Genomic DNA, 20610 nt, shown 5'->3' with positions numbered 1-20610 from the left:
AATAAAGAAATGAAAATATTAAGAACATTTTTAATAATAGTTTTTTCTTCAATTTTCATGATATCATGTGATGTAGAAGATGGAGAAAATTTGAATGGACCAACAACAAGCTCTATAGCCGAAGATCTTTCTAGAGCAGAATTAATACAAACAATGGCGGGAGTCTTATCTGATATGAGAGATAGACTAGGAACACAAATTGATGCTCAGGCTGTAGCTGGTAGAGAATACTGGAGATTCCAGAGTTCTGACCCTAGATGGACTGCAGATTTGTTAACAGGAACTTTGGATAACAATACTTTTTATACAACAGCACCATATGCTTCTAGATATGCGACTATAAAAAACATTAATTTGTTATTAGAAGGGCTTTCAAATTCAACTGCTGGATTTACAGATGAAGAAGCAGCTGCTACTAGAGGTTTTGCTAATGCGATTAAAGCACATGAATTGTTAATGGTATTGAATCTACAATATCAAAATGGAATAAGAACAGATGTTGCTGACCCAGATAACCTAGGGGCTTTTGAAAGCTATGATCAAGCATTGACAACAATTATGGGGTTATTAACCTCTTCATTAACAGATTTAGCTAATGGTGGAAATAGTTTCCCTTTTGCAATACCTTCAGGTTTTGATTTAGTAAATGAACCTTCTTCTTTTATGACTTTTGTAAATGCATTAGCGGCTAGAGTTGAAGTATATAGAGGAGATTATAATGCTGCAAATTCCTTTTTACAAGATTCATTTATGAGTATGGGAGGAGATTTAAATACAGGAGTAAATATGACTTTTAGTCTAACTGGAGCAGATATAGCAAACCCACTATTTTTTGCATTAAACTCAACTGGGGCAAATGCTAGGATAGCACATCCGTCTTTTATCACAGATGCTGAAGTAGGGGATACTAGACTTAATAAAGTGGTGTTAAGAGATCAACCTTTAACACAATCAAACTTGACAGGAGAATATGATGTGTTTATTTATGATAGTAATGTAGCTTCTGTACCGATTATTAGAAACGAAGAGTTAATACTTCTTTATGCTGAAGCTAATCATATTTCTAATCCTACAGAAGCAGTTAATGCTATAAATGTTATTAGAAATGCAGCGGGTTTACCTAATTATTCTGGAGGAAATACTGCAGCAGAATTGGTTGACGAAATCTTAAATCAAAGAAGATACTCTTTGTTTGCAGAAGGTGGACATAGATGGATTGATTTAAGAAGATTTGATAGGCTTGGAGATTTACCAATTGATAGAGCAGGAGATGCAACATTTTCTCAATTTCCTATACCAGCAAATGAGAATCAATAAAAAAAGAACTTAAATTATCTGAAAAGCAGCATTTTGTGCTGCTTTTTGTGTTTTAAAGTGTTGACAGTAATATTTTTACGGTTTGTATGTTAATTTATTGTTATGTAATTGTTGTTTAAAAGTAAAATTAATGTTAGATTTGTTAATATATTGATTTAAAAGAACCTAAAACAATCCTACATATGAAAAATGCAGTAATGATGGCGATGATGTTTTGTTCAGTAGCTTTAATGGCGCAAAACGATAAGCCTACCTTTGAAAAAGAAGGAGAAAAAATAAAAGGAACCTTTTTTCACGATAATGGGACAGTTCGCCAATCAGGATATTACAACAAACAAGGTAAATTAGATGGTGAGTGGATTTCATATAATGCGGAAGGTGAAAAAATCGCAATGGGACAATACCTTAACGGAAAGAAAACTGGAAAGTGGTTTTTCTGGAATGAGAAAAAATTAACTGAAGTAGACTATGCTTCAAACCAAATTACTGAAGTAACGAGTTGGGAAAACTCAAAGCGTTTAGTAAGTAATTAATATTTATTTAATTTTTGTGATAAAAAGAGGCTTGATATTTTCAAGCCTCTTTTTATATACTATGATTTCTAAAAGAAAAAATAAAGAGTTGATCAGGATTAGTTATTAAGTTATAGAATTTGTATAGTTGTAACGAGAATCGATTAAATTCTAATTACATTCAATTTAAAGAGTGCTATAAATAAAAACAACGGTTGTAATTGATATATTACAACCGTTGTTTTTATTTAGTTTAAAGTTCTTCTAATTAAGCAATAGAAGGTTTTCTTTTTGATCTTATCCATACTTTAAAGCGATTAACAATAAAGAATAGAGCAGGAACAATAATTAATGTCAAGAATGTGGCAATAATTAATCCATAGATCACAGTCCATGCAAGAGGTCCCCAGAAAATTACGTTATCTCCACCCATATATATTTTAGGATCGAACTCCGTAAATAAAGAGAAGAAATCAATATTGAATCCTATTGCTAATGGAATTAACCCTAAAACTGTAGTAATAGCTGTTAATAATACTGGACGTAAACGCGCTTTACCTCCTTTTACGACTAATTTCATTACCTCGTCATTAGATAATAATTCATTCTCTGGAATGTTTAATTCTACTTTCTTACGATCAATTAATAATTGTGTATAATCTAGTAATACCACCCCGTTATTTACCACGATACCTGCGAGAGATATAATACCCATCATAGTCATCATGATTACAAAAGATGCTCCTGTAATTAATATACCACCAAATACACCGATAAAACTCAAGAAAATAGCAATCATGATAATGGTAGGTTTAGAAATAGAACTGAATTGGAAAATCAAGATCAACATGATTAAACCTAAACCAGCAAAGAATGCACCCATCAAGAAAGACATTTGTTTTGCTTGCTCTTCAATTTGTCCAGTATAATCAATTTTAACACCTTTTGGTTGTCCCTCAAAGTTTGCCATTTCTGTTTGAATCTGTGCTACAATCGCACCAGCATCTGTATATCCAGGTTGTAATGCAGAATAAACAGTAACCACACGTTTTGTGTCTTTGTGTTTAATAGCACTAAACGAAGAAGTATTCTTTTGATTTGCTAAAGCAGAAACTGGAATCTCTTTAATCTGGCCAGTAGGATCTCTAAAAATGATATTTTGATTAAATAAAGCACTTGAATTGTATCTAATATCTTTATCAAAACGAACATAGATATCATAGTCTTCACCATCTTTTTTATAAACACCACCTTTATCTCCAAAAATAGAACGTCTTAATTGGTTTCCTACTTGTCCTGCAGCAACGCCTAGCTCACCTGCTTTTTGACGATCAACTACTACTTGCATTGAAGGTTTACCTTTGTTTACGTCAATTTTTAATTCTTCAATACCAGCAATGTTTTTGGTATTGATAAAGTCACGCATTTTTTCGGCAACAACAATTAATTCATCATAATCATCACCTTCAATTTCTATGTTGATCGGATAACCAGCAGGAGGTCCAACAGGATCTTTTTCTACAGAGATAGCCACTCCAGGATAAATTCCTTTTAAAGCTTCTTGTACTTTTTGTCTTAGAATTTCACTGTCTTTACCTTTACGATATTTATATTCTCTCATAGTAGCTGTAATCTTACCACGGTGAGGCATTTCTGCATTACTACCACCATCAGTTTGAGGGTTACCAGCTCCTTCACCAACTTGAGAAACTGCAGATTCTACTAAGAAATTATATCCATCTGCTTCAGTATATTCTGGAGCGTTAACTACATCATATACACGTTGTTCAATCTCTTTGGTAATAAGATTGGTCTTTTCGATATCAGTACCTTGAGGATACTCTATATATACTGTAATCTGGTTCGGCTTATTATCAGGAAAGAATTCAACACTAGTGCGCTTACTTCCTATAGATGCACCAAAGGCCATAAATACAACAATAAGTAAAACAAAAGTACCGAATGAGAATAGATAAGGTCTCCACCCTTTTAGCGCAAAGCTTAAGAAATTTTGATATTTATTTTCTAACCAAGTAAGAATTCTACTTTGGAAAAAGTTTGCCATTTTCTTTAATACATATTTGTATAACCAGAACATAATAGCAGTAAAAATCATAACACTACCAAGACCTCGTACTTCATCTCCAATGATTAAGATTAAAATTCCGAATCCACCTAAGAGAATACTTAATCTAATTAATTGTTTAGTGGTCAATACACGTTGCCCTACTTCCATAAATTGAGATACCAACATAGAGTTGATAAAGATGGCAACGAATAATGAAGATCCAAGTACTACAGATAAAGTGATAGGGAAATAGATCATAAATTGTCCCATAACTCCAGGCCACATTCCTAAAGGAATAAAAGCAGCAACAGTAGTTGCTGTAGAAATAATGATAGGGAAGGCAATTTCACCAATACCCTTTTTTGAAGCTTCAAGACGAGACATTCCTTCTTCGTCCATCAAGCGATATACGTTTTCTACTACCACAATACCATTATCTACAAGCATCCCTAATCCCATGATTAAAGCAAAAAGAATCATGGTATTCATTGTATATCCTAGCGCGGATAGAATCATAAAGGACATGAACATAGACATAGGAATTGCAAATCCTACAAACAAGGCATTTCTAAATCCTAAAAAGAACATTAATACTCCTACAACTAAGATAATACCAAATATGATATTGTTTACTAAGTCATTTACTTGGTTAATTGTTTTTGCAGATTGATCATTTGCAACAGTAACAGAAAGATCGGTTGGGAAAATATCTTTTTTAGCATTTTCTAGAATAACATTAATTTTCTCAACAGCTTCAACCATGTTTTTACCAGATCGCTTCTTAACATCAAGCATAACTACACTATGACCAAACTCGCGTGCATACGTAGTTTTTTCTTCTTCTTTAAAAGAAACCTTAGCAATATCTTTAAGATATACAGGACCACCTTGTGATTTTACTACAAAATCATTTAATTCTATAGGTTGATCAATCTCTCCCAAGATACGTAAAGTACGGCGTTGTCCACTAGTTATTAAATTACCTGCAGACATAGTAACATTACCATTTCTAATCGCATTAAGAACATTGTCAAAACTCACTTGAGCAGCCATCATTTTATAGATATCTACAGCAACTTCGACTTCTTTGTCTTGTGCACCACGAATATCAGCTTTCTTGATTTCTGGTAAATCCTCGATTTCGTCTTCAAGATATTCTGCATATTCTTTAAGTTTTTCTACAGGATAATCTCCAGAGATATTGATATTCATAATCGGAGTCTCCTCAGAGATACTTAGATCAAAAACGTTAGGTTCAACTTTTGCATCATTAAAAGTTGGCCAGTCTTCATTAGCTTTTTCACTATCAACTTCGTCTTTTACTTTTTGTTTGGCTTCGGCAACGGTAAGTTCCTCATCAAATTCAATAGTAATGATTCCGTAATCTTCTTGAGCAGTAGACTCAATTTCTACAACATTACTTACGTTTTTTAATTTATCCTCCAAAGGATCAATAATTAAACGTTCGATATCTTCGGCAGTATTCCCTGGATAGAGTGTACTGATATATATTTTAGTCTCTTTAATTTCTGGAAAATTTTCTCTAGGCATCGAAAAATAAGCCGAAAGACCAAGAACTAAAAAGAGTCCCATCATCACATAGATCGTAGTCTTATTGTCTATGGCCCAAGAGGAGAGTCCAAACTCTTTGTTTACTTTTTTATCATTTACTTGCATAGAATGCTTAGTTTAAGATTTTTACTTTTTGACCATCTTTTACACTTCGAGCTCCTTCTAGGATAATAGCGTCACCATTATTAATTCCTTCTAGAATTTCTATTAAATCTCCTTGTGTTTTTCCAGTCTTTACAAATGCTCTTTTTGCAGTAGCTTCTTTGTTTGCGTCTTTACCTGTAGTAACATATACATATTGTACACCTTCTGCATTTTCAGAAATGATACTTTGAGGTATTAAGATCGCTTTAGGATTTGTATAGTCGTTAATTTTGATTTTAGCAGTAAGATTTGGTTTAACCAAAGATTTCTCATTTGGTACTGCTATTTCTACAGTAAACGTACGGTTGCTAGGGTGAATGTAGTTACCAGCTTGTCTAACTTTACTTTGAATTGTTTTTCCTAAAATAGGAAGGAATACTTCTACAGCTTTACCTTTAGTAACATTACTGATATAACTTTCTGGTACATCAGCTTGAATGTACATATTGTTTAAGTTCACAATTCTAAATACAGAAGCACCAGGAGAAACAATACTTCCTTGTTCTGAGATAACATCATCTAATACACCACTGAATGGAGCTGTGATTTGCGTTTTGGCAATTTGCTTCTTTAATTGACCAATAGCATTTTGTTGAGCTTCATAAGTGGTTTTTGCTTGAAGGTATTGAATTTCGGAACCAATTTTTTGATCCCATAACCTTTTTTGTCTGTCATAAGTAGTTTTAGCTAATTCTGCTTGAACTTCTAATTGAGCTAAGTTTTGGCTTAATCCACCATCATCTATAGAAGCTAGTAATTGTCCTTTACTTACACGTTGTCCTTCTTTTACATAAACACGATTGATGATACCAGGAGCCTCAGCAACGATTACAATATTTTGTTTAGTATCAACATTACCTTGTAATTCTAGATAATGATTAAATAAAGAATCCTTGGCAACTATAGTTGTTACAAGAGGTAATTTTTTAAGGGTATCCAATTTAGAAATGGCAAGATCTAATTCTTTAATTTGATTTGCGATTTCTTGTTGTTGAGCAACAATTTCTGTTCTCTTAGATCGTATAGCGTTAAGGTTGTTACTTTCGATAACAGCCTCGACAGATGGAGCCTTATTGTCTCCACAAGAGACTACAAGAAGAGATATAGTGAATATTGAAAATATTTTTTTCATTATAAATGATATTTTTATTTAGATGGTGTATTTAAAATCGTTTCTAATTCGGCTTTTTTAAGAATGATATCAAGCATAGCACTTAAACTCTCTTGTTGGGCAGAATACAATTGTAATTGTGCTTGTCTTAATTCAAAACTTGTAGCAAGTCCTTCTTTAAACTTTATTTGATTTTTATTTTCAATGCGTTCGGCAAGAGTTAGATTCTTTTTTGAAGTAGAGTAGTTCTCAACTGCAAACTGAAAATCACTCTTAGCACGATTGATACCTAATTTTATTTGTTGTTGTACTTCTGTAAATTGTGTATTAGCTTGTTCTAGCGCAATTTTTGCTTGCTTCGTTTTAGAAGCTCTTCCTAATGAGCTGAAAATAGGAATGTTGACAGATGCTCCAAAAATTGATGATTGAAACCATCTTTGATCGCTATCAAAAAATGTAAACTTATCTCCAGAAGAATTTGTTCCATAATTTACAAAAGCAGAAACAGTAGGTAAAGCTCTACTCTTTTCTAATTTTAATTCAAGACTACGTTGCTCTGTTAATAGATAAGCAAGTTTATAATCTATATTATTTTCAATAGAAAATGTAGATTTTGTAATTGCTATATCCATATTTTGTTGAGTAAGTGTCTCTAGTTCATCTGTTAAACTAAGTTGTGTTTCTACATCTAATCCCAAAGCAAGATTAAGCATTTGAATCGCGATTGCTTCAGTACGTTTTGCATTGTTAAGTTGACTTTCGATTTGAGCCAATGTAATTTGCAATTGCTCAACACTTTCTTCTTCCTCTAGACCGTTTTCAAATACTTGAGTAATATCTGAAAGGTTTTTTTCTAAAGTTTCTTTATTATTTGTAGTTACAGCTACAATTTCTTTAGCCAATAAAACACTACCATAAGCATTAATGATTCCTTTACGTACATCTAGTTGCGTTTTTTCTTCACTAGTATAAGTATAGTTCAAAAAGCTTTTTGCTGCTTTTAACCCTACTAAGTATGAACCGTCAAAGATCAACTGTGTTAAAGTTGCAGTAGCTGTTACTTGTTGTTTTGGGCTAAAGACAATAGGAATAAATCCGTCAGGTACATCTGGAACAGGGTTATTAGGATTAGGTGTTACATTATAATAATCCTCAAGATTTCTGATTTGACTAAATGGATCAAAAGCAGCTGCTGGTAAAAATGACACAGGCTGTTTTAATTGATTTTGATAGTCGACTTTAGCATTGATTTGTGGTAAACCAGTTGCCGTTGTTTCCCATTTCCTTTGTAGTGCCTTGGCTACATCACGTCTTGCATTAAGACTTGTGTAACTATGCTCAAGAGCAAAGTCAATAGCTTCTTGCAATGAAAAGCTATACTTGCTCGAGGTCGGTTGTTGTGCCATAATTGCTGTAGAGAAGAAACAGCAAATCATGAATAACCAAAGGTTGTTTCTCATAAGTTAATTGTTTGTAAAATTTTTAAGTATGGTGAGTCCTTTTTCTGTTGAAATTCCCCTTACATGATATTCTAAATAGTGCGCCATAAGCTGAGTCACCGAAAAATCTGATAATGGAAATAAGTCTTGATCTTTGATACCTGTCATTCCCATAAAGTAAATACGTGATATGATTTGTGTATCAATTTCTTTTCTAAAAATGCCAGATGCAATTCCGCGATCCAAATTGTTGAGAATACATTCTTGCATTATCTTAAATTGCTTTGTTCTAAATTCTTGATATATTTTTGGATAATACTTTTGTAATTGAAAAGAAGGTGAATTTTTTTCATACTTCAAATGCTTTATTACTTCTGCTTTTATCGTATATAATTCTTCAATAGGATTTAAATCTGCATCAATGATGATATCTATTTTTGAACAAACAGTATCAAAACTATGTTGTGTTGTAGCTTCCACTAATTTGGTTTTATTACTAAAATGAGCATATATCGTTTTTTTAGAAATACCAATATTAGAAGCTAGATCATCCATAGTGACACTCTTAAATCCATATGACAAGAACATCTCTGATGCAGTCTCTATTATTTTTTGTTTCATTGACATAGTTGAGTTTTTTGTGCAAATTTATAACACGGAAACTTTCTAAACAAAAAAAGTTTCCAAAGTTTTGTGTTAAAATAATATTCTATCAAAGTTGTACCACAATTTTGCGGAATTCGTTTACATTAGCATAAAATTTTTTGAAGTGAATACAATACTTGATTATCAACACTATTTTTTAGAATACTTAACTCAAAAGACGATAAATAAAGAACCTAAGAATTTATATGAGCCTATTTCATATATTCTCAATTTAGGAGGAAAACGATTAAGACCGGTATTGGTATTGATGACGGCCGAGATTTTTGGGGAAGATTACAAAAAGGCTTTAGATGCAGCATTAGCAGTTGAGGTTTTTCATAATTTTTCTTTGGTTCATGATGATATTATGGATAAAGCCCCATTAAGAAGAGGAAAAGAAACTGTTCATGAAAAATGGGATATAAATACAGGTATTCTTTCTGGTGATGCAATGTTGATTAATGCGTATCAATTGTTTGAAAATTACGAAAGTGATACATTTAGACAGTTAGCCATGTTGTTTACCAAAACAGCTATAGAAGTTTGTGAAGGACAACAATATGATATAGATTTTGAAACTAGAGATGATGTAACACTTCCTGAGTATCTCAAAATGATAGAATATAAAACTGCTGTTCTTGTGGGGGCAGCAATGCAGATGGGAGCTATAGTTGCAAATGCTACAGAAGATTGCAAAAAGAAGATTTATGATTTTGGTAGGTTGTTAGGAGTTGCATTTCAATTGCAAGATGATTATCTAGATGCTTTTGGTGATCCAGAGACATTTGGGAAGCAAGTGGGAGGAGATATAATCGAGAATAAAAAGACTTTTTTATATCTCAAGGCACTAGAATATGCTAATGAAGAAGAAGCTAAACAATTAAAAAGCTTGTTTACATTAAACCCAGAAGATCCTACAGAGAAGATAGCAACTGTAAAGATGATATTTGAAGGTACAGGATCAAAAGAACGTACACGAAAAGAAATTCAAAAATATACCGAAGAGGCTTTCGCTGTATTAGAAGAATTAAAAATTAAAGATGATGCCAAGACATTACTAAAAAGTTTTGGTCAAGACTTAATGAATAGAACGGTATAATTTTAAAAATAAAGTACCGTTATGGGATAAGAAAAGTCTTCAATGTAAGGAATCAAAAATTGAAGATACTAATCCCAAAGCAATAAAAAGGTGATAAAGAAATAACAATAGATGTTAAAGTTATAAAAGATTGCTAGATAAATATGATTAATTGCGTGTTTAGTATAGCGTATTTATTGTATTTTTGTTGCGTTTTGTTATTAAAAGAACATTGTAACCATAATTATGGATAGATATTCATTTTTAAATGCGGCTCATACCGCATTTTTTGCAGATTTATATGATAAATATCTGCAAAACCCTGATAGTGTAGAACCAAGTTGGCGTGCATTTTTTCAAGGGTTTGATTTTGGACTTGAAAGTGCAGAAACCGAAACTATTTATGTAGAAACACCTGGTTCTGGAGAAAAAATAGCAGTTCCAGAAAATCTACAAAAAGAATTTCAAGTAGTTAAGTTGATCGATGGCTATAGAACAAGAGGTCACCTTTTTACAAAGACAAATCCTGTACGTGAGCGTAGAAAATATACTCCAACACTTGCTTTAGAAAACTTTGGACTTAGTCAAGCAGATTTAAATACAGTATTTAGTGCAGGAGAAATTCTAGGATTAGGAGCAACTACTTTAAGCAATATTGTAGTACACTTAGAAAATATTTACTGCGATGCTATTGGAGTAGAATATATGTATATCCGTAATCCAGAAGAAATTGCATGGATACAAAATAAACTTAATGTAAACGATAATCATACTAAGTTTACTGCCGAAGAGAAAAAACATATTCTTAAGAAATTGAATCAAGCAGTTTCTTTTGAGAGTTTCTTACATACCAAATATGTTGGACAAAAACGTTTCTCTCTAGAAGGTGGAGAATCTTTAATTCCAGCTTTAGATGCTTTAATAGAAAAAGCAGCCGATCAAGGAGTAAAAGAATTCGTTATGGGTATGGCTCACCGTGGACGATTAAGTACTTTAACAAATATCTTTGGTAAAAGTGCAAAGGATATTTTTAGTGAGTTTGACGGAAAAGATTATGAAGAAGCAATCTTTGATGGAGATGTAAAATACCATTTAGGATGGACGTCAAAACGTAGTACTGATTCTGGTAAGGCAATTAATATGAATATTGCGCCTAACCCATCTCACTTAGAAACTGTAGGTGCAGTTGTAGAAGGGATTACAAGAGCAAAACAAGATCGCCATTATGCCGAGAATACTTGTGATGTATTACCTATTGTAGTTCATGGAGATGCAGCTGTAGCTGGACAAGGTTTAGTTTATGAGATTGTGCAAATGGCACAATTAGACGGTTATAAAACTGGAGGAACTATCCATATTGTAGTAAATAATCAAATAGGATTTACTACAAATTATCTAGATGCACGTTCATCTACATATTGTACAGATGTTGCAAAGATCACATTGTCTCCAGTATTGCATGTAAATGCAGACGATGCAGAAGCAGTAGTACATGCAATGCAATTTGCTTTAGATTTTAGAATGAAATTTAAACGTGATGTATTTATAGATTTATTAGGATACCGTAAATACGGTCATAACGAAGGAGATGAACCTCGTTTTACACAACCTAAATTATATAAAGCAATTGCAAAACATAAAAACGCAAGAGATATCTATGCAACAAAATTGATTGCAGAAGGTATTATTGACGAAAATTATGTAAAGCAATTAGAAAAAGAATATAAAGCTTCTCTAGAAGAAGAATTAGAAGTTTCTCGTCAACAAGATAAAACGGTTATTACTCCGTTTATGGAAGACGAATGGTCTGGTTTTGATCGTGTTCAAGAAGACAGAATGATGGAAACTGTTGATACTTCGTATCCTAAAGATAAACTTACAGAAATAGCAGAAGCTGTAACTAACTTACCTTCTGATAAAAAGTTCTTGCGTAAAATAGAGCGTTTAATTAAAGATCGTAATGCACAATTCTTTGAGAAAGACCAATTAGACTGGGCTATGGGAGAAATGTTGGCCTATGGATCTTTATTAAAAGAAGGGTATGATGTACGTTTAAGTGGTCAAGATGTAGAGCGTGGAACATTCTCTCACCGTCATGCAGTTATTAAAGTAGAAGAAAGTGAAGAAGAAGTAATCTTGTTGAATAACCTAAAAGGAGAACAAGGGGATTTCTATGTATATAATTCATTCTTATCAGAGTATGGAGTACTAGGTTTTGATTATGGATATGCGATGGCAAGTCCTAAAACCTTAACTATATGGGAAGCACAGTTTGGAGACTTCAGTAATGGAGCACAAATTATGATTGACCAATATATATCTTCTGCAGAAGATAAATGGAAATTACAAAATGGTATTGTAATGTTATTACCTCATGGATATGAGGGGCAAGGAGCAGAGCACTCTTCGGCACGTATGGAACGTTACCTGCAATTATGTGCAAAAGATAATATGTTTATTGCAGATGTTACTACACCAGCAAATATGTTCCATTTGTTACGTAGACAAATGAAAGCGAATTATAGAAAACCTTTAGTAGTGTTTACTCCTAAGAGTTTATTACGTCATCCTAAAGTAGTTTCATCTGTTGACGATTTTGCAAACGGAAGTTTCATGCCGACCATAGATGATCCAGTTGCAGAACCAACAAAAGTAAAAACATTAGTATTCTGTACAGGAAAGTTCTACTATGATTTATTAGAGCGTAAAGAAACTACAGAAAGAGAAGATGTAGCACTAGTAAGAGTAGAGCAATTATTCCCGTTACCAGCAGAGGAGATTAGAACTGCAATGACAAAATATAATGCAGAGGATGTAGTATGGGCACAAGAAGAGCCTCGCAACATGGGAGCATTAAGTCATATGTTGATGCATCTAGATGAAGCAAAAAGCTTTAGATTTGCAAGTAGAAGGCCTTATGGAGCACCAGCAGCAGGTAGTGCTACACGATCTAAAAGACGTCATGCAGAGGTAATCGACTATGTTTTCGATAAAACAAAAAATAATCAGCGTTAATAAAACGCCACAGAAATATAAATACAACTAAAAAGTAAAATAATGGCTTTAGAAATGAAAGTCCCATCACCGGGAGAATCAATTACAGAAGTTGAAATAGCACAATGGCTTGTTGAAGACGGTGATTATGTAGAAAAAGATCAAGCAATTGCTGAAGTAGATAGTGATAAAGCTACACTAGAATTACCGGCAGAAGCCAGTGGAATTATAACCCTAAAAGCCGAAGAAGGTGATGCAGTGGCAGTAGGGCAAGTAGTATGTTTAATAGATACTGATGCAGCTAAACCTGAAGGTAGCGAAGCTAAAGCAGAAGCACCTAAAGCTGAAGAAAAGAAAGTTGAAACTCCAGCTCCTGCACCAGCTGCTCCAGCAAAAACTTATGCTACAGGAACAGCATCTCCAGCAGCAAAGAAAGTTTTGGCAGAACGTGGTATAGATGCTACTCAAGTTACAGGTACGGGACGTGATGGTCGTATTACAAAAGCAGATGCGGTAAATGCAAAGCCATCTATGGGAACTCCTGGACCAGGAAGCAGAGGAGAAGAACGTAAGAAGTTATCAATGTTACGTCGTAAGGTAGCACAACGTCTAGTTGCTGTAAAAAATGAAACAGCAATGTTGACTACATTTAACGAGATTGATATGCAACCAATATTTGACCTTCGTGCAGCACATAAAGAAGCTTTCAAAGCTAAGCATGGTGTAAGTTTAGGTTTTATGTCTTTCTTCACTAAAGCAGTAACAAGAGCATTACAATTATACCCAGATGTAAATTCAATGATTGATGGAGATTATAAAATATCTTATGATTTCCAAGATATCAGTATTGCAGTATCTGGACCTAAAGGATTAATGGTACCTGTAGTGCGTAATGCAGAGAACTTAAGTTTTAGAGGAGTTGAAGCAGAAATTAAGCGTTTGGCAATTAGAGCACGTGACGGGCAGATTACAGTTGATGAAATGACTGGAGGTACATTTACTATTACTAATGGTGGTGTATTTGGTAGTATGTTATCAACACCTATTATTAATCCTCCGCAAAGTGCTATTTTAGGAATGCACAACATCGTTGAGCGTCCTATCGTAAGAGATGGACAAATTGTTGTTGCTCCTATTATGTATGTGGCACTTTCATACGATCACAGAATTATTGATGGTAGAGAGTCTGTAGGATTCTTAGTAGCGGTAAAAGAAGCGCTAGAAAATCCTGTAGAGTTATTAATGGATAACAATGTTAATAAGGCGTTAGAGCTATAATACCTTTTTTAAATAAAAAATAAGCCGCTTAAAATTCGTTTTAAGCGGTTTTTTATTAAATATCAAATCATATTTTAGTTCATAAACTCAAAAACGATAAGACTAACCGCCATTATCTTATAAAATCATTTCTTGATAAGGAATAATAGTATCAAAACCTTTTTGTTTGAAATATGATAATTGCTCTGGAGATGCAGCAGTAACCATGATAAAATCACCTCCCCAACCACCGAGACTTTTAATACTTCCGGTATAATCTGAAAATAGTCGAGATTTAACAGTAGGAGTTTTTATAATGGTTGCAATAATTTCTTCGTGAAGATCAATAAGAGCATTAAATTCTTGAAGTGAATCACAAATTAATAATTTGGAAGTGAGCTCTTCGATACGTTTTTTAGCAAGATCAAGATCAGTTGAAGGTAAAGATCTATAATGTTGTATAGATTTTTTGCTGTCTTGTTTTTGATTGAGATAAACAAAAAATAACTGTGTTTTAAAAATGGGATTAAAATCTACTTTATTGACTGTAGGATTGTTGTTATTTCTGTTATAAAGAATAGGGTAATTGTGTTGAGCACAGGCAATATCATATCCGCTACCACCAAAACCTTTATATAAAAGTTCAAAAGGATTAACATTTGCCCATTGAGCAATATTGTTAATTAAAGTAGAAGAAGAACCTAAACCCCATAAACGTTCAAATTCTAAAAAAGTAGTTACTTTAAAACCTTTTTGAGAGGATAGAAAACTAGGATTTAATTGTTGTGCTGTATACAAAAGATGAAGAAGAGTATGTTGAATTTTATCTGATTTTGTAATACCTAGCAATTTAGATAAATCACTATATGAGAAATCAAAAGCGAACCAGCATTTTTGATGTACATCATAACTTCTCCAGTTGATAATGCTATTAGCATTGGTTTCTTCTACAGTCATGGATTGCCCTTTTTTTGTAGGCAAAGCCAATGCATTAGTATTATCTAATACAAGATATTCTCCAGTTAATAAGAGTTTTCCATGACTGTAAAAGGTATGTTTCATTAGCTGCGTAGTTTTTCTATTTGAGTAACCACTTCACTATGTGTTACCGTGTGAGATTTAAAATAATCTACAAGGAATGTTTTTTCTGTATCGGTAGCATTAAATTGATTTAAAATATTCATCAAATGCATTTTCATATGCCCTTGTTGAATACCTGTAGTGATTAAAGAATTAACTGCTGCAAAATTTTGAGCTAGACCAGCTACAGCAGTAATCATCATTAACTCTTTGGCATTAGGGAAACTTAACATTTGTAATGCTAATTTTACAAGCGGATGTAAACTTGTTAATCCTCCTACGGTACCTAAAGCCAATGGAATTTCAATACTAAAATGAAGTGCGTCATTTTTGATTTCAGCATGAGTAAGACTAGCATATTTTCCGTTTTTTGAAGCATAAGCATGTGCTCCAGCTTCAATAGCTCTAAAATCATTACCAGTAGCCAATACCACGGCATCAATACCGTTCATGATTCCTTTGTTATGAGTTACAGCTCTATATGGTTCAATTTGAGCAATAGTAATAGCACGAACAAACTTTTCAGCATATTGCTGTGCAGTTAAATCGTTGGTATTTGGTAATTCATTAATCGAGCAAGAAACCTCGGCACGTACAAGACATTCTGGAACATAATTGGACAGAATACTCATGATGATTTCAATATTCTTTTCTTCATCATTGAATGCTTCAAATTGTAATGCGGCATTCTTTAGCGTAAGCGCAAATTGCTCTAAACAAGAATTAATAAAATTAGCTCCCATTGCATCAACAGTTTCAAAAGAACAATGCAATTGGTAATAATTTTCAAGATCAGAAGTTTTATCTCTTAATTCAATATTAGAAATACCACCACCACGTTTTTCCATATTCTTTGTGATAGGGTAAGCTTCGCTAATTAACTGTGGTTTTATATAGTTAAAAAAGGTTTCTAACTTTTTATAATCACCAGTATAGCTAAAATGTACTTGACCTATTTTTGTAGTACTTATAACCGAAGCTTTAAAGCCACCTCTTGATTCCCAAAACTTGGCAGCTTTACTAGCTGCTGCAACAACAGAACTTTCTTCAATTGCCATTGGGATGGTATAACGTTGCCCATTAATAGTAAAATTGGGAGCAATACCAAAAGGTAGATAGTAATTAGAAACGGTATTTTCTGTAAACTCATCATGCAATTGTTGCAATTGTTGATCAGAGTTCCAATATGTTTTTAGCACAGTTATTGCGGCATCACTGTTGTCAAAATGATGCTGAGCAAGCCATTCAATTTTTTCAGTTTTAGAAAGTTTAGAAAAACCTGAAATAGGTGGTATCATAATATATACTGATAATAATAAGTGCACAAAGATAGCATTATCAATGACTATTTGTACTATTTAAAGAATAAGAGCATGCTTAGTAATAGTACTTTAGGTATCAGTAGATTAAGAAAGGGAAAAGATATCGAATTGTAATATTGATAATTAAAACAAGAAAATAGAAACGATTTTTACGCTATTTAACAGCAAATGTTATATTTTTCACATAATTTTTAGTATTCTTGACGTTAGATTTTTTGAAACCATTAAAACCTAGTAAAAAATAATGGTTTATAATCTACGTTTGTTAAAGAGAAAAGAAGAATTCGCTATTTATAATTAATAGCATTAAAAACTGGTATTAATGAAAATCACACAATTGTTTACTGCTGCAGTGCTTTTTTTAAGTACGTTGGTAACAGCACAAGACAAACAATTTACCCTTGAAGATATTTGGGGAGGAACTTTTAGAACTTCAGCATTAGAGTCATTACACTCTATGAATAACGGACAACAATACTCGGTATTGAATGTTGACCGTAAGGCGAGAACAACGATGGTAGATGTTTATGATTATGCAACAGCAAAAAAATCAAAAACACTTGTTAATAGTGGAGACCTAGCCACTTTACCTTATTTTTCAGGATACGAATTTAGTGCAGACGAGAAGAAACTATTGTTATCAAGTGATGTTGAGGCAATTTATAGACGTTCGTCAAGAGGGATTTTTCATGTTTATGATACTTCTACAAAGAAGCTAACTAAGGTAAGAGAAGATAAAATACAAGAACCTACATTTTCGCCAGATGGATCAAAAGTAGCTTATGTATTTGCTAACAATATCTATGTATTAGATTTAAAAACAGGAAAAACACAGCAGATTACTACAGATGGAAAGAAAAATAAAATTATAAATGGATTAACTGACTGGGTATATGAAGAAGAATTTGCTTTTGTAAGAGCTTTTGATTGGAATAAAACAGGAACTCATATCGCTCATATTAGATTTGACGAAAGAAAAGTACCTGAATTCTCAATGGATGTTTACGGTAAGCAATTATATCCACAACAAGATGTATTTAAATATCCTAAAGCTGGAGAAAAAAATGCGATAGTTTCATTACATATTACTAATCTTGAAAAAAATGCAACTACAGAAATCAAATTAGGAGATTATCAAGATTTTTATATTCCAAGAATAGAATGGACAGAAAATCCAGATATTTTGAGTGCTCAAGTAATTAATCGTCACCAAAATAATCTGGATTTATTATTTATAGATAATAAGACAAATAAAGCAAGTGTAATTCTTAACGAAAAAGATGCGGCATATGTTGATGTAACAGATGATCTTACATTTTTAAATGATAATAGTTTTATCTGGACTAGTGAAAAAGATGGGTACAATCATATCTATCACTATGCAAAAGATGGAAAACTAATCAATCAAGTAACCAAAGGAACTTGGGATGTAACTTCTTATTATGGTTATGATAGTAAGAGTAAAAGAATTTTTTATCAGAGTGTAGAAAACGGAAGTATTAACAGAGATGTATATTCTATTAAGCTTAATGGTAAAAGTAAAAAGAGATTAAGTAGTAAAGAAGGAACAAATAACGCATCATTTAGTACAAACTTTACATATTATATCAATCAGTTTTCTAGTGCAGCTACTGCTCCAGAATTTACATTGAATAGTGCAAAAGATGGAAAGGTAGTTCGCAATATCAAAGATAATGAGGAAGTAGAAGAACTTTTGGCTACATATGATATGGCTACAAAAGAATTCTCTACGATAGCAGTTAATGGAGAAGATTTAAATATGTGGATGATCAAGCCTAAAGATTTTGATCCATCAAAAAAATATCCATTGTTAATGTATCAATACTCAGGACCAGGATCACAATCTGTAGCAAATACATGGAATAGATCAAATGATTATTGGTATCATATGCTTGCACAACAAGGATATATTGTTGCTTGTGTAGACGGAAGAGGAACTGGATTTAAAGGAGCTAAGTTTAAAAAAGCTACATACTTAAATCTAGTAAAATTAGAGACAGAAGATCAAATAGCTGCCGCAAAAAAGTTAGGAGATTTACCATTTATAGATAAAAATAGAATAGGTATTTGGGGATGGAGTTTTGGAGGACACATGTCTACAAACTGTTTGTTAAAAGGAAGTGATGTATTTAAAATGGCAATAGCTGTTGCACCAGTAACAAGCTGGAGATTCTATGATACGATTTATACAGAACGCTATATGAGGACTCCGCAGGAAAATCCAAATGGATATGATGATAATTCGCCATTTAATTACCCAGAATTATTAAAAGGGAAATATTTATTAGTACATGGATCTGGAGATGATAATGTGCATGTACAACATACAATGCGTATGGTAGAAGCATTGATTCAAGCTAATAAACAATTTGACTGGGCAATCTATCCAGATAAAAATCACGGAATTTACGGAGGAAATACAAGGTTACATTTATATACTAAAATGCACAACTTTGTAAAATCGAATTTATAAGATATAAAAAAAGAATACTAACTTAATAATTTTCATATGTCGGCAACATTACCAGCTCATAAAAAAGAGCTTTTTGGACATCCAGTGGGACTGTATATATTGTTCTTTACTGAAATGTGGGAACGTTTTTCATACTATGGGATGCGTGCATTATTAACATTGTACTTAGTACAAAAAACAACTGATCCAAATGCAGGATTAGGATGGGCAGATTCTGAATCCATAATGTTATATGGATGGTATACCATGTTAGTATATGTAATGTCAATTCCAGGAGGAATGATTGCTGATAAGATTTTAGGTCAGAAAAAAGCCGTTTTATATGGAGCATTAGTTCTTGTTGCAGGACATGGAATTTTAGCTGTAGAAGAGATGTGGGCTTTCTTTACAGGGTTAATATTGATTATACTTGGAGTAGGATTGCTTAAACCTAATATATCTACCATGGTTGGTGGATTATATAAGCAAGGAGATATCCGTAGAGATAAGGGATTCAGTATTTTCTACATAGGAATAAATTTAGGATCTTTATTAGCTACGTTCATTGTTGGATATGTTGGAGAACAAATAGGATGGCATTATGGGTTTGGTTTAGCAGGTATAGCAATGTTGTTTGGTTTAGGAGTATATCTTTACGGGCAAAAATATTTAATACATGTTGGTAATAAACCTACTGATGAAGATAAAAAAGAAGACGTTTCTCTAGGAGTATTAATTAAAGAATTATTCAAATCACCATTACAATTAGGTATCGTCGTATTAATTATAGGATATGCAGTTTATGCAGGATTATCTTATGCTGGAGTTGATAGTTGGGGATATACAGCACTTTATATATTTATAGCTTTTGTAGCAGGGATCATGATGATGATTTACAAAAGTTTAGAAACACAAATTTTAAAAGATAGATTCTTAGTCTTATTACTTTCTTTTTTAATAGTAATTGTTTTCTGGGGAGCTTTTGAACAAGCTGGAGGATTGATGAGTATCTATACTAAAACAAAAACAGATAGAATGTTATTTGGATGGGAAATACCAGCAACTTGGTTTCAAGGTTTAAATGCTGGGTTTATTATTCTTTTAGCTACTGGAATAGCAGGTTTTTGGGCAAAAAGAAAACTTAAAGGAGGTGAGGCATCATCTTTATTTAAAATGGCAATAGGAACAATAATCATGGGACTTGGTTTTGTATTTATGATTATTGCTGTTTCTGAATTTCAAAGCGGAGGAAGCTCTAGTATGATTTGGTTAGTTTTAGCATATTTATTCCATACTATAGGTGAATTATGTTCATCTCCAGTTGCATTATCTTTTATTACGAAGTTAGCTCCAGTAAAATATGCATCATTAATGATGGGAGTATATTTTGCAGCTACTGGTTTAGGAAACAAAGTAGCAGGTATATTAGGAGAAAAAGCTTCAGACTTTGGAGAATATTCAATTTTTGCTGGGATTACAATTTTTACAGTAGTTTTCGGAATCTTAGTAATAGCCTTATTAAAGCCTTTAAAGCGTCTAACGCATGGAGCTGAAGATAACGAAAGAGAGCTAATAGAGGACTAAATAAAGGTATAACT

General features: G+C 32.8%; 13 protein-coding genes. 7 read left to right on the top strand and 6 right to left on the bottom strand.

Translation table 11 applies throughout. The features are described 5' to 3' along the window. Window positions 1–9 precede the first annotated feature (9 nt). Both ACYEKI_RS18555 and ACYEKI_RS18550 read left to right on the top strand, forming a co-directional pair. Window positions 10–1317 (top strand): RagB/SusD family nutrient uptake outer membrane protein, encoded by a 1308-nt coding sequence (locus ACYEKI_RS18555; RefSeq protein WP_459212710.1) that lies wholly within the window; start codon window positions 10–12, stop codon window positions 1315–1317. 182 nt (window positions 1318–1499) lie between these two features. Further along, on the top strand, window positions 1500–1850 hold the full coding sequence (locus ACYEKI_RS18550; protein ID WP_459212709.1) for a toxin-antitoxin system YwqK family antitoxin: 351 nt from the start codon (window positions 1500–1502) through the stop codon (window positions 1848–1850). A 247-nt stretch (window positions 1851–2097) separates the two neighbouring features. On the opposite strand, the gene ACYEKI_RS18545 is transcribed toward ACYEKI_RS18550, so the two are convergent. Genes ACYEKI_RS18545 through ACYEKI_RS18530 form a run of 4 tightly spaced genes read right to left on the bottom strand, consistent with a single transcriptional unit; the run spans window position 2098 to window position 8784 of the window. Beyond that, complete coding sequence (locus tag ACYEKI_RS18545; protein ID WP_459212708.1) at window positions 2098–5574, bottom strand: efflux RND transporter permease subunit; 3477 nt, start codon at window positions 5572–5574, stop codon at window positions 2098–2100. Window positions 5575–5581: 7 nt separating this feature from the next. Next, window positions 5582–6745, bottom strand: coding sequence for an efflux RND transporter periplasmic adaptor subunit (locus ACYEKI_RS18540; protein WP_459212707.1), 1164 nt, complete (start codon window positions 6743–6745; stop codon window positions 5582–5584). A gap of 14 nt (window positions 6746–6759) precedes the next feature. Beyond that, window positions 6760–8184 (bottom strand): TolC family protein, encoded by a 1425-nt coding sequence (locus ACYEKI_RS18535; protein ID WP_459212706.1) that lies wholly within the window; start codon window positions 8182–8184, stop codon window positions 6760–6762. Between the two features lie 3 nt (window positions 8185–8187). Continuing rightward, complete coding sequence (locus tag ACYEKI_RS18530; RefSeq protein ID WP_459212705.1) at window positions 8188–8784, bottom strand: TetR/AcrR family transcriptional regulator; 597 nt, start codon at window positions 8782–8784, stop codon at window positions 8188–8190. A gap of 148 nt (window positions 8785–8932) precedes the next feature. Between ACYEKI_RS18530 and ACYEKI_RS18525 the strand changes: the two genes are divergently transcribed. The 3 genes from ACYEKI_RS18525 to odhB all read left to right on the top strand — a co-directional run bounded on the left by ACYEKI_RS18525 (window position 8933) and on the right by odhB (window position 14158). After that, window positions 8933–9907, top strand: coding sequence for a polyprenyl synthetase family protein (locus ACYEKI_RS18525; RefSeq protein ID WP_459212704.1), 975 nt, complete (start codon window positions 8933–8935; stop codon window positions 9905–9907). Between the two features lie 225 nt (window positions 9908–10132). After that, window positions 10133–12901, top strand: coding sequence for a 2-oxoglutarate dehydrogenase E1 component (locus ACYEKI_RS18520; protein ID WP_459212703.1), 2769 nt, complete (start codon window positions 10133–10135; stop codon window positions 12899–12901). Window positions 12902–12943: 42 nt separating this feature from the next. Beyond that, a complete protein-coding gene (gene odhB, locus ACYEKI_RS18515) occupies window positions 12944–14158 on the top strand; it encodes a 2-oxoglutarate dehydrogenase complex dihydrolipoyllysine-residue succinyltransferase (protein WP_459212702.1) in 1215 nt (404 codons plus the stop codon). Window positions 14159–14275: 117 nt separating this feature from the next. Here the strand turns inward: odhB and ACYEKI_RS18510 are convergent, their stop codons facing one another. After that, entirely contained in the window at window positions 14276–15199 is a 924-nt protein-coding gene (locus tag ACYEKI_RS18510; protein ID WP_459212701.1) for a GYDIA family GHMP kinase, read from the bottom strand. Further along, complete coding sequence (locus ACYEKI_RS18505; RefSeq protein ID WP_459212700.1) at window positions 15199–16515, bottom strand: hydroxymethylglutaryl-CoA reductase, degradative; 1317 nt, start codon at window positions 16513–16515, stop codon at window positions 15199–15201. The genes ACYEKI_RS18510 and ACYEKI_RS18505 overlap by 1 nt, the downstream gene beginning before the upstream one ends. A 346-nt stretch (window positions 16516–16861) precedes the next feature. On the opposite strand from ACYEKI_RS18505, the gene ACYEKI_RS18500 reads away from it, so the two are divergent. Continuing rightward, window positions 16862–19033, top strand: a complete 2172-nt coding sequence (locus ACYEKI_RS18500; RefSeq protein ID WP_459212699.1) for a S9 family peptidase — start codon at window positions 16862–16864, stop codon at window positions 19031–19033. Window positions 19034–19069: 36 nt separating this feature from the next. Beyond that, on the top strand, window positions 19070–20596 hold the full coding sequence (locus ACYEKI_RS18495) for a peptide MFS transporter (RefSeq protein WP_459212698.1): 1527 nt from the start codon (window positions 19070–19072) through the stop codon (window positions 20594–20596). Window positions 20597–20610: the final 14 nt, after the last annotated feature.

Origin of the sequence: Aquimarina rhabdastrellae (assembly GCA_947387485.1) — a bacterium.
In the GTDB taxonomy this organism is placed as follows: Bacteria; Bacteroidota; Bacteroidia; order Flavobacteriales; family Flavobacteriaceae; genus Aquimarina.
This window is presented reverse-complemented; position numbering and strand designations above follow the sequence as displayed.